This is a genomic window from Ottowia beijingensis (assembly GCF_042680925.1).
Taxonomy (GTDB): domain Bacteria; phylum Pseudomonadota; class Gammaproteobacteria; order Burkholderiales; family Burkholderiaceae_C; genus Ottowia; species Ottowia beijingensis.
The window spans coordinates 212,933-228,977 of the sequence record NZ_JBHUEP010000005.1; the positions used below are offsets into that span (position 1 = coordinate 212,933).

Here is a 16,045-nt window from a genome sequence, read left to right on the forward strand (position 1 = left end):
CGAGCCGCACAGGGGGCTGACAATGCCTGGCCCATTGTGGCAGAGCCCCCGCCATCCGAGCCCCGAATGAACCCCAAGCCCACCGACACCGGCCTGATCCGCATCCGCGGCGCGCGCCAGCACAACCTGAAGAACCTGGACCTCGACCTCCGCACCGGCGAGATGACGGTGGTCACAGGCGCCAGCGGCTCAGGCAAGTCCAGCCTGGTGTTCGACACGCTGTACGCCGAGGGGCAGCGCCGCTACGTCGAGACCTTCAGCGCCTACGCGCGCCAGTTCCTCGACCGCATGGACAAGCCGGCGGTGGACAAGGTGGAGGGCGTGCCGCCGGCGATTGCCATCGACCAGACCAACCCGGTGCGCTCGTCGCGCTCGACGGTCGGCACGATGACGGAGCTGAACGACCACCTGAAGCTGCTGTTTGCGCGTGCGGGCCAGTTGTTCGACCGCGAGACAGCGCTGCCGGTGCGGCACGACAACGCGGATTCGATCTATGCGGAGATGCTGGCGCGCGCCGCCGCGGCCGGCGATCCCCGGCTTGTCGTCACCTTCGCCGTCGAACTGCCGGCCGGCACCAGCGCCGACGAAGTGCAGCAATGGCTGTCCGCCAGCGGCTTCACGCGCGTGCAGGCGGAGCGCGAGCGCGAAGGAAAGAAAGTTCTGGACGTGGTGGCCGATCGCTTTCGCATCGCCGGCGCCGAGCGCGCGCGGGTAATCGAGGCGATCGAGGTCGCGCTCAAGCGTGGCGGCGGTCGCATGGGGGTATATTCGCTACCAAATCAGGAGCTATTGGCGCCCGATGGACGGGCGCCGGAGGCCGATTTGGCTCATAACCCGGCGTCGGTGCTGTGGAAGTTCTCCACCGGCCTGCACTGCCCCGAGAGCAATATCCGCTACGCCGACCCGATCCCGTCGATGTTCTCGTTCAACTCGGCCGTGGGCGCGTGCGACAGCTGCCGCGGGTTCGGGCGGGTGATCGGGGTTGACTGGGGCCTGGTGATTCCCGACGAGCGCCTGACGCTGCGCGCGGGCGCCGTCAAACCCATCCAGACACCGGCCTGGCGCGAGGCGCAGGACGACCTGATGCGCCACGCCGAGGCCGCCGGCATCCCGCGCGACACGCCGTGGAACAAGCTCACGCCCGAGCAGAAGCACTGGGTGATCGAAGGCACGCCCAACTTCAAGGAAGGCAACTGGAACAAGCAGTGGTACGGCATCCGCCGCTTCTTCCAGTACCTGGAGAGCAAGGCGTACAAGATGCACATCCGCGTGCTGCTGTCGAAGTACCGCAGCTACACCACCTGCCCGGCGTGCGGCGGTGCGCGGCTGGAGCTGGAAAGCCTGCTGTGGCGCGTGGGCAGCAAGGCGGATGCCGATGCGGTGCTGCCGCCTTCGCAACGCTTCATGCCGGTGGGCGTGGGCTGGTCGCGCGCGCAGCTGGAAAGCCTGCCGGGCCTGAGCCTGCACGACCTGATGCTGCTGCCGTTGGAGCGGCTTCGGCGTTTCTTCGACGCGCTGGACGCCTCAACGCCCTCCCCCGCTGGGGGAGGGTTGGGGTGGGGGCAAACCTCGCTTACCGTGGACGCACGCAGCCCCTCACCCCAGCCCTCTCCCCAGAGGGGCGAGGGAGCCACAACCGAATCCGACGAGGCTGACGTCGCGTTCTTTCCCCCTCTCCCGCTGGCGGGAGAGGGCAGGGGTGAGGGCGCGCGCAGCGCCGACGCCCAGGCCCTCAAGCTGATCCTCGACGAGATCGGCACGCGCCTGAAATACCTGTGCGAAGTCGGCATCGGCTACCTCACGCTCGACCGCCAGAGCCGCACCCTCAGCGGCGGCGAGGTGCAGCGCATCAACCTGACCACGGCACTCGGCACCTCGCTGGTCAACACGCTGTTCGTGCTGGACGAGCCCAGCATCGGCCTGCACCCGCGCGACATGGACCGCATCACCCAGGCCATGCAGCGGCTCAAGAATGCCGGCAACACGCTGGTGGTGGTGGAGCACGACCCCGCCGTGATGCTGGCTGCCGACCGCGTGCTCGACTTCGGCCCCGGTCCCGGCGCGCAGGGCGGGCGCATCGTGTTCGACGGCACGCCCGATGAACTGCGCAGTGCCGACACGCTGACCGGCGCCTACCTGGGCGGGCGCAAGTCCATCGGCCTCGGCTTCTCGCGGCTGGTGGCGGCCAACACGCCGCGCCTGATCCTCGAAGGCGCGACCGAGCACAACCTGAAGCACGTCAGCGTCGAATTTCCGCTGCAGCGTCTGGTCACCGTGACGGGCGTCAGCGGCTCGGGCAAGTCCACGCTGATCCAGGACGTGCTGGCGCCCGCGCTGCTGCGGCATTTCGGCAAGGCCACCGAATCACCCGGCGCGCACGACCGCCTGCTGGGCGCCGAACAACTGGCCGACGTGGTGTTCGTCGACCAGTCGCCCATCGGCAAGACGGCGCGCTCCAACCCTGTCAGCTACGTCGGTGCGTGGGATGCGATCCGCTCCCTGTTCGCCGCCGCGCCGCTCGCCCGGCAGCGCAGCTACACGGCGGCCAAGTTCAGCTTCAACAGCGGTGACGGGCGCTGCCCGACGTGCGGCGGCTCGGGCTTCGAGCATGTCGAGATGCAGTTCCTGAGCGACGTGTACCTGCGCTGCCCCGACTGCGACGGCAAGCGCTACCGGCCCGAAATTCTGGAGGTCACCATCGAGCGCCCTTTAAGAAAACTGGGGTCGGATTCCGATTTTCAGGGCGCAGCGGATCGCTTGTCCGCCGCCGCTGATGGGAAATCGGAATCCGACCCCAATTTTCTGGCCCGCCGCACGCGGGCGCTCAACGTCGCCGACGTGCTCGACCTGACGGTCGCCGAGGCCGCGCAGTTGTTCGCGCAAGACCGCGACGTGATCCGCGCCTTGCAGCCCATCGTCGATGTCGGCCTCGACTACGTGAAGCTCGGCCAGCCCGTGCCCACGCTCAGCGGCGGCGAGGCGCAGCGCCTGAAGCTCGCCGGCTTCCTGGCCGAGGCGGCCAAGAGTACAACCGCCAGCCGCCAACCCACCGCGAAGAAGGGCACGCTGTTCCTGTTCGACGAGCCGACCACCGGCCTGCACTTCGACGACATCGCCAAGCTGATGCGCGCGCTGCGCAAGCTGCTCGACGCTGGGCACTCGCTGGTGGTGATCGAGCACAACCTGGACGTGATGCGCGCCAGCGACTGGCTGATCGACCTCGGCCCCGAAGGCGGCGACGCCGGTGGCCAGGTGGTGGCGCAGGGCACACCCGACGACCTCGCGCAGCACCCCACGTCGCACACCGGCGCGGCGCTGCGCGCCTATGCGCAGGCGCTGGGCGAGGGCGGGCACGCGGTGCAGGAAGCGAAGGCGCTCTATAAAGCGGAGCTGCCCGCGCCGACTGCACCAGCGCCCAAGGCCGAAAACATTGAAATCGTCCATGCCCGCGAACACAACCTGAAGAACCTCAGCGTCGACATCCCGCGCGGCAAGTTCAACGTCATCACCGGCGTCAGCGGCTCGGGCAAGAGCACGCTGGCCTTCGACATCCTGTTCAACGAAGGGCAGCGGCGCTATCTCGAATCGCTCAACGCCTACGCGCGCTCCATCGTGCAGCCGGCGGGCCGGCCGGAGGTGGACGCGGTCTACGGCATTCCGCCCACGGTGGCCATCGAGCAGCGCCTGTCGCGCGGCGGGCGCAAGTCCACGGTGGGCACGACGACGGAGGTGTGGCACTTCCTGCGCCTGCTCTACGTCAAGCTGGGCGTGCAGCACTGCGTGCACGACGGCGCTGCCGTGCAGCCGCAGACGCCCGAGCGCATTGCGGCGCAGATCCTCACGCGCTTCCGTGGCCAGACCATCGGCCTGCTGGCGCCTCTGGTGGTGGGCCGCAAGGGCGTCTACACCGAACTGGCCGACTGGGCGCGCCCGCGCGGCTTCACGCACCTGCGCGTCGATGGCGAATTCCTGCCGACGACGAACTTCCCGCGCATCGACCGCTTCAAGGAACACACCATCGAGTTGCCGGTGATGAGCCTGCAGGTGACACCCGGCAACGAGGTGCAGCTGCGCGAATCGCTGGCGCGTGCGCTGGAGCACGGCAAGGGCGTGGTGCACGTGCTGCACGACATCGCCGGGCTGCGCAACGCGATGGAGACTGGCCAGCCCACGGCACGCATCGGCCAGGTGGCAGTGTTCTCGACCAAGCGCGCCTGCCCGGTGTGCGCCACCAGCTATGCCGAGCTGGACCCGCGCCTGTTCTCGTACAACAGCAAGCACGGCTGGTGCCCCGACTGCGTGGGCACGGGCGTGAAGCTGACGCGCGAGCAGCGCAAGGCGCTGGACGACTCGGTGCTGGCCGACGATCAGAAGGGCCGTGAGCAGACTTTCGCCGAACCCGAGGTGGAGGACGTGGGCGATGCGGTATGCCCCACCTGCCAGGGCACGCGGCTGAATCCGGTGGCGCGCGCGGTGCTGCTCTTCGCTTCTCCCCCCGCTGGGGGGAGGCAGGGAGGGGGGCCACCCGGTTTACAAGACGCGCCGCCGGCCCCTCACACCCACCCTCTCCCCAGAGGGGCGAGGGAGCAAGACAGTGACGCACCTCACCGCAGTGGAGTGCTCACGAATTTGCCACCTCTCCCGCCTGCGGGAGAGAGCCTGCCCCGGACCCGATCCGGGGGCAGGGGTGAGGGTGGCGTTTCCATCACCCAACTCGCCCATCTGAGCGTGCGCGACCTGCGCGCCTGGTTCGACGGCTTGGCGCTGGAAGGCCGTGACGCCGACATCGCGCGCGACCTGATCCCCGAGATCAAGGGCCGCCTCGACTTCCTCGAACAGGTCGGCCTGGGCTACCTCACGCTGGATCGCGGCGCGCCCACGCTCAGCGGCGGCGAGGCGCAGCGCATCCGCCTGGCGGCGCAACTGGGCAGCAACCTGCAGGGCGTGTGCTACGTGCTCGACGAGCCGACCATCGGACTGCATGCACGCGACAACCGCATCCTGCTCGATGCGCTGCACACGCTGAGCGACAAGGGCAACACCTTGGTGGTGGTCGAGCACGACGAGGACACCATCCGCCGCGCCGAGCACCTGATCGACATCGGCCCCGGCGCCGGCGTGCGCGGCGGCCGGCTGGTGGCCGAGGGCACGGCGGCTGACCTGGAGGCCGCGGCGGATTCGGCCACCGGGCGCTATCTGCGCGACGCCATGCGGCATCCGATGCAACCTCGCCGCGTGGTCTTACCCCCTCTCCCGCAGGCGGGAGAGGGTGGGGGTGAGGGCCAGCGCGCCAAGTCAAGGAAGGCGGTCAGCCAAGCGGCCCAGCCCCTCACCCCAGCCCTCTCCCCAGAGGGGCGAGGGAGCCACTCCGCCGATGCGCCGGCGAGCTGGCTGCACCTGTTGGGCGCCCACCTGCACAACCTGCGCGACGTCGACGTGGCGGTGCCGCTCAAGCGCCTGGTCGCGGTGACGGGCGTCAGCGGCTCGGGCAAGTCCACGCTGGCGCGCGACGTGCTGCTGACCAACGTGGCAGCCTGGGTGGGCCAGCGCGCCACCAAGGCGGGGCGCGAGGCCATGGACGCCGGCAAGGCGCCCGCATTGGTCGGCTGCACCGGCCTGCGCGGCTTCGAGAGTATCGACCGCGTGCTCGAAGTCGACCAGACGCCCATCGGCAAGACGCCGCGCAGCTGCCCCGCCACCTACATCGGCTTCTGGGACACGGTGCGCAAGCTGTTCGCCGACACGCTGGAGGCCAAGGCGCGCGGCTACGGCCCCGGGCGCTTCAGCTTCAACACCAGCGACGGCCGCTGCCCATCGTGCGAAGGGCAGGGCGTGCGCACCATTGCCATGAGCTTTCTGCCCGACGTGAAGGTGCCGTGCGAGGTCTGCCATGGCGCGCGCTTCAACCCGGAGACGCTGGCCGTCACCTGGCGCGGCAAGAACATCGGCGACGTGCTGCAGATGGAAGTCGATGAAGCAGTTGAATTCTTCGCCAGCATGCCCGCCATCGCGCACCCGCTGCAACTGCTCAAGGACGTGGGCCTGGGCTACCTCACGCTCGGCCAGCCGTCGCCCACGCTGAGCGGCGGCGAGGCGCAGCGCATCAAGCTCGTCACGGAGCTCAGCAAGGTGCGCGACGACGTCGGCCGCCGCGGCCAGAAGGCGCCGCACACCCTGTACGTGCTCGACGAACCTACGGTGGGCCTGCACATGCAGGACGTGGAAAAGCTCATCCGCGTGCTGCACCGCCTGCTCGATGGCGGCCAGAGCGTGGTCGTCATCGAGCACGACCTCGACCTGATCGCCGAGGCCGACTGGATCATCGACCTGGGCCCTGAAGGCGGCGATGGCGGCGGCCAGCTGGTGGCCGCCGGCACGCCCGAGGACGTGGTGCGCGCGGGTACGCACACCGGGCAGGCGCTGGCGCCGGTGCTGTCGAGGGGGTGACTTCTGCGCGACTGACGGTGTCTGGCGCATGGGGCGCCGATCGGGTTCAATAGTGGCCTCGACAGGAGACAAACACCATGCATCGTCGTCAACTCATTGCCCTCATGTCCGCCACGCTGTGCAGCGCGTGAGCCTTGCCCGCATCGGCGCAGGCCTTTCCCAACAAGCCGATCAAGCTGGTCATCGCCTTCCCGGCGGGCGGGCCCACCGACATCACCATGCGCGCGCTGGCCGAGGGCGCAAGCAAGGTGCTGGGCCAGCCGGTGATCGTCGACAACAAGCCGGGCGCCGGTGGCTCGCTGCCAGCGCAGGCCCTGCAGTCGGCCCCCGCCGATGGCTACACGCTGGCACAGATTCCACAGAGCATCTTCCGCCTGCCGTACACCACGAAGATGACCTGGGATCCGGTCAAGGACATCAGCTACGTCATCAACGTCACCGGCTACGCGTTTGGCGTGGTCGTGCCCACGGCTTCGCCACTCAAGAGCTGGGGTGACTTCGTTGCGTACGCCAAGGCCAACCCCGGCAAGCTGAGCTATGGCTCCGCCGGCAACCTGACCAGCCCGCATCTGACGATGGAGCACGTGGCGCAGAAGGCTGATATCAAGCTACTGCACGTGCCCTACAAGGGCAGCGCCGACCTGATGCAGGCCCTGCTGGGCGGGCACCTGATGGCCGCGAGCGACTCCACCGGCTTCGCGCCGCAAGTCGAGGCGGGCAAGTTGCGCGTGCTCAACACCTGGGGCGACAAACGCCTGGCCAAGTTCTCGGACGCACCGACCCTGAAGGAACTGGGCTACGACATCGTGCAGAACTCGCCGTTCGGCATTGGCGCGCCCAAGAACACGCCCGAAGCCGTGGTCAAGCGCCTTCACGACGCCTTCAAGACGGCGATGGAGCAACCCGCCTACGTCGATGCGCTGCACCGCTACGACATGGTGCCGATCTACATGTCGTCAGCGCAATACCGCCAGTTCGCGCAGGACACCTTCGCACGCGAGAAGACGCTGATCGAACAACTCGGTTTGGCCAAACCTCAGTGAGGGCTGTTGGCGGAGTGATCAGCCAGCAGGCGCTGCGCCACTTCGGCAAATCCCGCGCCGCGCTCGCCTGCTGTCACGTAGCGCGGCTTGAAGCGCAACTGTTCCTCGAAGCGCCGGATGTTGGCCACGCCGACGCTGTGCGGGAAGTGCTCGAACATGCGCTGATCGTTGGTGGAGTCGCCCACGTACACCCAGCGGTCGATGTCGGCCGGCAGATCGATGCCCAGCAACTCGCGCGCGATCCAGCACGCGCCCTGCCACTTGTCGTGCTCACCGATCCAGCCGTTGATGTGGATGCTGCTGACGGTGGCGTTCAGCCCTTCGTCCTGCATCACCGCCACGACCTGCTCGATCTGCGCTTCGGACAGGTGGGTGAACTCGCTGTGGTCGATGGCGATGTCGGTTTCCCGTCCGGCAGAGTCTCGCGCCAGCATCGTGCCGGGCACCTCCTGCAGCACGCGAGCCGCCGCGCGCTGCAGGCGGGCAAAGTTGGTTGCCCGTCGATGTTCGTCCTGTTGATATATTTTCGATAGCTTGCCGCGCTGATTCAGCAAGGCTACAGCGCCGTTTTCAGCCACAATGGCCCGCAGCGGCCAGCTCAGCGCGAAGGGTTCGCTCCAGCCGACAGGTCGCCCCGTCACGGCGATTACCGTCAGTCCCGCCGCGCTCAGTCCATGCAGTGCGGCCAAGGCATCGGGCGTGATGGCGCCGTCGCTGGTGAGCGTGTCGTCGATGTCGGTGAACACGCCAAGGACCTGCGACCAGGCTCCCGGTGCGAGTTGATGGAGCGGGATCAACGAGTGCGTCCGTGGCAGGGCAGCATGGGCCGAAGGCTGAAGGCGCGCTCAGGCCTTGGGCGGCGAAAAGCGATCGTCGTCCAGCTCTGCAAGATCGTTGCTGAGCGGCTCGGTCGGCACATGCTCCACGTCGTGGTGCAGGAACGCGATGATGAACTGGATGCCGATGATCAGCGGCAGCGCGGCCAGCATCACCGTACCGCTGGTGGCCGGCGCGCCGGTCGACAGGCTGCGCAGCCAGTGCCAGCCGCCGAACAGCACGCCCAGCACGCACAGCGCCACGCCCAGCAGGCTGTACAGGCTGCCCAGGTTGAAGTCACGCAGCAGATAAAGGTAGACATAGCGCTTGAAGAAGCGGTTGATGTGCTTGAGCATGAACTCGGGCAACACCTTGGATACCTTCAGGCTCGACTCCTCGTCCGCATACACCGCGTCCATGGGCACGTCGTGCACCACGGCGCGAATGGTGTTGAGGTGGTAGAGCATGTCGGTCTCGAAGAAGTACCGTTGCTCGAGCTTGTGCAAGGGCAGTTCGCGCAACACGGCGGTGTGGATGGCCGTGTAGCCGTTGGTCGGGTCCATGATCGACCAGTAACCCGTGCTGAGCTTGTTGATGAACGACAGCGCCGCGTTGCCGAACAGCCGGATCGGCGGCATGCCCTTGAGCGATTCCGGTCGATAGAAGCGATTGCCCTTGGTGTAGTCCGCCTTGCCGCGCTCGATCGGTCGTGTGAAGTGTGGAATCAGCGCCGGGTCCATCTGCCCGTCGCCATCCACCTTGACGACGATGTCCATGCCCTCTTCCAGCGCCGCGCGGTAGCCCATGCGCACAGCACCGCCGACGCCCTGGTTTTCTTCGTGGAAGATCACGCGCACGCGCGGGTCAGTGCAGTGCTGCTGAACGAAGAGGCCGCTCTGCTGCGGGCACTTGTCGTCCACGACATAGATGCGCTGCACCTGCAGTGGTATACGCGCGATCACGTCGAGCACCTGGGCGCGGACCTTGTAGCTGGGGATGGTGACGGCGATGCGTGTCATTTTCAAGCCTAGCTGCCGAGAGAAGCCAGGACCACGCCGGCCATGATCAGGGCGCCTCCAGCTACGGTATGCCAGTGCAGGGGCTCACCCAGGAATAGCCAAGCCAGCAAGGGAACGATCAGGAAGGCCAGACTCATGAAAGGATAGGCAAGGGCCAGCGGCGCTTGACGCAGGATCCACACCCACCCCAGCGTTGTAATGCCATAAAGGCCGACAGCCAACAAAAACCAGCCATTCAACAGCAAACCTGCAGGCGAAAAGGAACTGATAGAGAGGGCTGCCTTTCTGAACAGAAGCTGACCAATCGACATTCCCGCCACACAGACGACCATGTAAAGGTAGAGGGCGTAATTCATGTGAACGCCAATGATTCTTTGCTCAGCGACCTGGTTCCTGCTTTCTCAGCAGCCAGACGCGGATATCTGGTCGTGACATCCTGATCAATGGGAGCAGCATTCTTATACAGAAGGCCATTATGATCGATTGGATCTTTGAGGTGCTTCCCGCGTAATGGATGCGTTCCGTGAGGCCCGTTTTTTCTATGCTGGGTAGTGCAGTGAGCGCCTCGACTTCAAAGCCTGTGGAGGTCGCAAGCCTAGTTATGGATTGTGTATCGAAGTAATATAAGTGAGGTGACGGAAGACCCACTTGCCACATTCTCTCAAACGGTGCAGATTGACCCAGGCGCGCCATCAATTTGGAAAGCCGATAGATTATTCCTTGGCTGTCCGGGGCATTGACGACCACGTGCCCATGCTGAGATAGGTGGTCGTGGCAACTTCTCAACGTTGACTGAACGTCTGGAATATGCTCCAGAACATCATTGAAAATGATGATATCAAAAACATCCGCATCGTTGAGTACATCGGGGAAAAAACCTTGTCTCACGCGCAAGCCCTTGGCGCTGGTCGCGCTGGCAATCGCCTTGTCTGGCTCGATGCCTTCAACATCATATCTTTTCTGTGCTTGCTCCATGAACCAGCCATGAGCACATCCGACCTCCAGCAGTAAGGGGCGTGTCTGAAGCTCCGATGGATATTGATGGTCAAGCCAATTCAGCAGTGTCGCAAAATTGGCCTGACGAAGTTTTTTGAGTGCCGTGAGCCGCGCCGATTCATCCATTGCATCGATTTCATTTATTTTCGGCGTCAGAGAGGATTTTTCGAATTTGCAATGGTTGCATACGAAATGCCATTCGAAAAGACCAGGTCTCATCGCTGCGCCACAAGCAGCGCATTGGGTTATGGTCGATGTTGTCATTTTGGGGCTTATTGAGCAGGAGTTGCTTTGTTGTCGCCGTGATGCGAAGGGCGCTATTGTTCGTGACTGATGGGGGTACGGCTGCTTATCTTGGGGAGGGTGAAGGTGTATATGAAGGCTGGCGGCCTGTGTCGGGGAGTACCAGTGCGCGCCAGCGATCAGTGACTTCCGGTTTCACCATTTCGCCGCCGCCCCATGTGACGACGGTCCCCACCGGACAGACGTACGCGATTCTGAGGTCTCCCGGCCCTGCGGGGCGGAGATCCTGTGTGGCGTGGATCACGTATTCATGCATCTTGCCATCTCCGACCACATTCAGTTGGGGCGATGCCAGCATCCGATTTTCCTGGGGTGCGGTAAAGCCGACCTCCGCGTAACGGCACTTCTTTCCATCCGGTGGCCGGACCGCGAAGCGCAAGCGCCACAGGGCGTTGTCGCTCACCGCACGCCGGGAGGTGACTTCAGCAGAAGGTGTCATGGGAAATACCAGCGCGCCCGGCCGCTCGAGCAGTCGCCATGAGGTTGCATCGACGCGGGAGATGTTCGTGGTGGCGATGCCGGCGGTGGCATCAACCCTGGCCAGGAGTGTGGTCGGCATGTCTTGCGGAAGCGGGTCCATCGACACGCGTTCGATACGGCGAGGGTGCGCCAGCAGAAGAGCGGCCGACAGGATCAGGACCAGGGCCAACACCTTGCTCGAAATGGCGGGGCCATGCATGCCGCGTGCGACCAGGCGCCACTGCACGCCAGCGTCATCGCGCACCTTTTCCGCCCCGAGAAAGCGGCTCATCAGCGCCCAGCTGACGCCGGTCAACACGCACAGCCAAGGCTCAAGCAAGCCTGTGCTGTAACGACTGTTGTAAAGCACCGGCAGGAACTGTGCGAGCAGGCCCAGCATCCCCAGTAACAGCAGACCCGCTGCGATGGCGCGACGTCTTCCCATGGCGACCGGGTCTTCGCCGTTGGACATGGCTGCTGGCGCAAACTGCTGAAAAAAACGCTTCCTGCCTTGACGTAACCACAGTCCTCCCGTGACCAGAATGGCGCTAGCGATGCTGAACAGCTCGAACACGCGTATGCCACGCAACTCATTGCCCGAGACCGCGAGTGCGACGGGATGATGGAACAGCCACCACCATGCTTTGCGCGCAAAAAACACCAGACGATCCGACCATGTGTAGCTGCTCAATGTTTCCATCGCAATATTGCGCAGGAAGCGGTCAGTTGCTAAGTGGAGGTGGTCGCCATGGGTGCCAGGGGCTAACCCGGCCAGCGCATTGACGTCGTAGTCAAGGCCGTAATAGGCGGGTTCGGTGCCCTGGCTGATGGGATTCAATCCCAGATACAGGCTAGTGCCAGACCCCGTCGCGATACCCCACAGTCCGAAGAGCACTCCGTTCTTCACAACCACGATGAGCGCCGGAACGAGGCCGAGCGCAATCATCAACGCCAGCTGCTGCGCTACGCCGTGCGCCGCGGTCGAACGCATTGAGGGCCACCAGGCGATGACCAGGCACATCACCAGCATCGCAGGTGCCATCAGCTGAAGCGCGGGTCGCCCGAGCAGCGTCATGGAAAGCCCGAAGGCACCCAGCGCGATCCAGCGGTGAGGCTGGGGCGTTCCCAGGATCAATCGGGCGCTGGCGAGAAACAGTGCGGACACGCCGGCGACATAGAACGGTTCCGTCCACTCGGCCACAAAGTATTCCCGCAACTCGGGATGGAGCGCGAACAAGGCTGCCGTCAGCAATGCCGCGCGCGTACCGCCCAGCAGATCGGCGGTGCGCCACAACATGGCTGCGGAAGCCAGAAACAGCGCCACGTTGGCCAGCCGTATCGCATCCTGATCGAACTGCCACAAGGCCGGCCAGATGTAGGCCAGCGGCGCCATGCGGTAGCTTTCGGGGTCCAGAAAGAAGGCAAGCCCTTCGGTGGTGAGGCGCTGGGCTGCGGGCAAGTAGGTATATACCGCGTCATGGGGCGTCGGTCGGCCCCAGATTTCCGCCAAGCGAATGGCCGCCAGCACCAGCACCGGAACAAGCCATGCCATGTGCCAGCGGCGATCACGTGCGTACGTCGTATTCATGGTCAGCCCGCCTGCAACGCCAACCCCGCATGCTCCCGCAGCGGATGAAAGTGGATCTTGGGAAAGCGTTCCTGCGCCAGCCGCACGTCGTAGGGGGAGGTGCACAGGTAGGCCAGCGCATCCGCCGCATCGTGTGCCATGCGCAGGGGGTAGGCGTTTTCGAACTCGCGCAGCTCGGCCGGGGTGTCGGCCGTGATCCAGCGGGCGCCGGTGTACTGGCTGCCTTCCAGGCGCACGTCGCAGTCGTACTCGGTCTTCAGGCGGTGCTGCACCACCTCGAACTGCAGCTGTCCCACGGCGCCCAGCATCATGTTGCCGCCGGCATCGGGCTTGAAGACCTGGATCGCGCCTTCCTCGCCCAGCTGTGCCAGGCCCTGCTGCAGCTGCTTGGTGCGCAGCGGGTTCTTCAGCACCACGGTCATGAACATCTCGGGCGCGAAGAAGGGCAGGCCGGTGAATTGCAGGTTGGCGCCGTCGGTGATGGTGTCGCCCAATTGCACGCCGCCGTGCGTGGTGAAGCCGATGATGTCGCCCGCGTAGGCTTCATCCACGGCCTCGCGCCGCTGGCTCAGGAAGGTGACGACGCTGGTCGGTCGCAGTTCCTTGCCCGTGCGCTGCACCTTCAGCTTCATGCCCGGCGTGTATTTGCCGCTGGCCACGCGCACGAAGGCGATGCGGTCGCGGTGGTTGGCGTCCATGTTGGCCTGCACCTTGAAGACGACGCCGGCAAAGGTCTTGTCCTCGGGCTGGATCACCTGCTCCTGCACCTGGCGATTGACCAGCGCGTGGCTGGTGCGCGGACGCGGCGGCGGCGCCATGTCGACCAGTGCGTCCAGCACTTCCATCACGCCGAAGTTGTTGACGCCCGAGCCGAAGAACACCGGTGTCTGTTTGGCGGCCAGAAAGGCCTCATGGTCCCACGCGGGCGAGGCGCCCACGGCCAGTTCCATGCTTTCCTCGGCGGCGAGAAAGGCATCGCCGAAGCGGGCGACGAGCCGGTCGCGCTCGGCCAGCGGAATCACCTCGAAGTCCTCCGGGCGCTTCTCGCTGCCCGCCTGGAACACCGTCATGGCCTGCGTGCGCAGGTTGATGATGCCGCCGAAGCGCTTGCCCTGGCCCACCGGCCAGGTCATGGGCACGCAGGGCATGCCCAGTTCGCGCTCCACTTCATCCAGGATGTCGAGCGGGTCGCGCACCTCGCGGTCCATCTTGTTGACGAAGGTGATGATGGGCGTGTCGCGCTGGCGGCAGACCTCGATCAGGCGGCGCGTCTGCGTCTCCACGCCGTTGGCGGCGTCAATCACCATCAGCGCGCTGTCCACCGCCGTCAGCACGCGGTAGGTGTCCTCGCTGAAGTCCTTGTGGCCGGGCGTGTCCAGCAGGTTGATGACGTGGTCGCGGTACACCATCTGCATCACGCTCGACGCGACCGAGATGCCGCGCTGCTTCTCGATCTCCATCCAGTCGCTGGTGGCGTGGCGGCTGGCCTTGCGGCCCTTCACGGCGCCGGCGATCTGGATGGCGCCGGAGAACAGCAGCAGCTTTTCCGTCAGCGTCGTCTTGCCGGCGTCGGGGTGGGAAATGATGGCGAAGGTGCGGCGGCGGCGCGTTTCGGCGGCGTGGGTCAAGGCAGAAAACTCCGGGCGCGCAGTGCAGCCCGGGCGGGCGGCGCGCAAACGGTGAATTATCGCCCGCTCAACGCCCGAAAATGCACGCCGCCGCTATAATCGCGGCCTTTCCGAGGAGCGTTGCAGCGCCTGCACAGTGCAGCCAGGCGTGAGGCTCGGAAGCCGATTTCTTCGCAACGACGCTCACCCACTGATCGCGTGTGGTGAGTTTTTTCATCCCGTCAGTGGTTTTTTCAAATGCATCGCCTTTGGAGCAAACCATGAACGCCCCCCTGAAAAACCCCGTGGCCGCCGATTCGGCCATTGCCGACATCAACCTGGCCGCCTGGGGCCGCAAGGAAATCGCCATCGCCGAGACCGAGATGCCCGGCCTGATGGCGATCCGCGAGGAATTCGCCAAGAAAAAGCCGCTGAAGGGCGCACGCATCACGGGCAGCCTGCACATGACGATCCAGACCGCCGTGCTGATCGAGACGCTGCAGGCGCTGGGCGCCGACGTGCGCTGGGCCTCGTGCAACATCTTCAGCACGCAAGACCACGCCGCCGCCGCCATTGCCGCCGCCGGCACGCCGGTGTTCGCCATCAAGGGCGAGTCGCTGAAGGACTACTGGGACTACACGCACCGCATCTTCGAATTCGGCAAGAAGGGCGCGAAGGGCGAAGGCCCCAACATGATTCTGGACGACGGCGGCGACGCCACGCTGCTGCTGCACCTGGGCCAGCAGGCCGAGACCAACCCCAAGGTGCTGGCCAACCCGAAGAGCGAAGAAGAAAAGGTGCTGTTCGCCGCCATCAAGGCCAAGCTGAAGGAAGACGCCACCTGGTACAGCCGCAAGAGCGCTGAAGTGCTCGGCGTGACCGAGGAGACCACCACCGGTGTTCACCGCCTGAAGGAGATGAGCGCTGCCGGCACGCTGCTGTTCCGCGCCATCAACGTCAACGACAGCGTCACCAAGTCGAAGTTCGACAACCTGTACGGCTGCCGTGAATCGCTGGTCGACGGCATCAAGCGCGCCACCGACGTGATGGTGGCCGGCAAGATCGCCGTGGTGTGCGGCTATGGCGACGTGGGCAAGGGCAGCGCGCAGGCGCTGCGCGCCTTGAGCGCCCAGGTGTGGGTGACCGAGATCGACCCCATCTGCGCGCTGCAGGCCGCCATGGAAGGCTACCGCGTGGTGACCATGGAAGAGGCCGCGCCGCTGGCCGACATCTTCGTCACCGCCACCGGCAACAAGGACGTCATCACCTACAAGCACATGAAGGCCATGAAGGACCAGGCCATCGTCTGCAACATCGGCCACTTCGACAACGAGATCGACGTGGCTGGCCTCGAAGAAAAGTGCAAGTGGGAAGAGATCAAGCCGCAGGTTGACCACGTGATCTTCAAGGACGGCAAGCGCATCATCCTGCTGGCCAAGGGCCGCCTGGTGAACCTGGGCTGCGCCACTGGACACCCGAGCTACGTGATGAGCAGCAGCTTCGCCAACCAGACCATCGCGCAGATCGAGCTGTTCACGCGGCCTGATTCGTACGCCGTGGGCCAGGTCTACGTTTTACCGAAGCACCTGGACGAGAAGGTGGCGCGCCTGCAGCTGGCCAAGCTGAACGCGAACCTCACCGAGCTGACGCCCGAGCAGGCACGCTACATCGGCGTGCCCAAGCAGGGGCCGTACAAGCCGGACACCTACCGCTATTGAGTTGATAGCTGCCTGCGCTTGGTGCGCGGGCGCTGGATGCCGATTTGCC

The 16,045-nt window shown here is 65.3% G+C and carries 9 protein-coding genes and 1 riboswitch; of the genes, 3 read left to right on the forward strand and 6 right to left on the reverse strand.

Features of this window, described 5'->3' with window-relative positions:
• The first annotated feature begins 66 nt into the window (after positions 1–66).
• Together ACFSCU_RS04440 and ACFSCU_RS04445 are read left to right on the forward strand one after the other, a co-directional pair.
• A complete protein-coding gene (locus tag ACFSCU_RS04440; protein ID WP_377560009.1) occupies positions 67–6,447 on the forward strand; it encodes an excinuclease ABC subunit UvrA in 6,381 nt (2,126 codons plus the stop codon).
• Between the two features lie 134 nt (positions 6,448–6,581).
• Positions 6,582–7,490 (forward strand): tripartite tricarboxylate transporter substrate binding protein, encoded by a 909-nt coding sequence (locus tag ACFSCU_RS04445; RefSeq protein WP_257645781.1) that lies wholly within the window; start codon positions 6,582–6,584, stop codon positions 7,488–7,490.
• Here the strand turns inward: ACFSCU_RS04445 and ACFSCU_RS04450 are convergent.
• The 6 genes from ACFSCU_RS04450 to ACFSCU_RS04475 form a co-directional block, all read right to left on the reverse strand.
• Entirely contained in the window at positions 7,484–8,287 is an 804-nt protein-coding gene (locus tag ACFSCU_RS04450; protein ID WP_377560011.1) for an HAD family hydrolase, read from the reverse strand. The genes ACFSCU_RS04445 and ACFSCU_RS04450 overlap by 7 nt on opposite strands.
• 48 nt (positions 8,288–8,335) lie before the next feature.
• Positions 8,336–9,325: a glycosyltransferase family 2 protein gene (locus ACFSCU_RS04455; protein ID WP_180550701.1), complete on the reverse strand. Its 990-nt coding sequence runs from the start codon at positions 9,323–9,325 to the stop codon at positions 8,336–8,338.
• Between the two features lie 8 nt (positions 9,326–9,333).
• The gene (locus ACFSCU_RS04460) at positions 9,334–9,681 is read right to left on the reverse strand and encodes an EamA family transporter (RefSeq protein WP_180550702.1); all 348 of its coding nucleotides are present in this window, start codon (positions 9,679–9,681) and stop codon (positions 9,334–9,336) included.
• Between the two features lie 22 nt (positions 9,682–9,703).
• Positions 9,704–10,585, reverse strand: coding sequence for a class I SAM-dependent methyltransferase (locus ACFSCU_RS04465; protein ID WP_377560013.1), 882 nt, complete (start codon positions 10,583–10,585; stop codon positions 9,704–9,706).
• 85 nt (positions 10,586–10,670) lie between these two features.
• Positions 10,671–12,671: a glycosyltransferase family 39 protein gene (locus ACFSCU_RS04470; protein WP_377560015.1), complete on the reverse strand. Its 2,001-nt coding sequence runs from the start codon at positions 12,669–12,671 to the stop codon at positions 10,671–10,673.
• 2 nt (positions 12,672–12,673) lie between these two features.
• Complete coding sequence (locus ACFSCU_RS04475) at positions 12,674–14,299, reverse strand: peptide chain release factor 3 (RefSeq protein WP_377560018.1); 1,626 nt, start codon at positions 14,297–14,299, stop codon at positions 12,674–12,676.
• A 106-nt stretch (positions 14,300–14,405) separates the two neighbouring features.
• Positions 14,406–14,491: riboswitch (S-adenosyl-L-homocysteine riboswitch) on the forward strand.
• A 68-nt stretch (positions 14,492–14,559) separates the two neighbouring features.
• On the opposite strand from ACFSCU_RS04475, the gene ahcY reads away from it, so the two are divergent.
• Entirely contained in the window at positions 14,560–15,996 is a 1,437-nt protein-coding gene (gene ahcY, locus ACFSCU_RS04480) for an adenosylhomocysteinase (protein ID WP_333706352.1), read from the forward strand.
• The last annotated feature ends 49 nt before the right edge of the window (positions 15,997–16,045 follow it).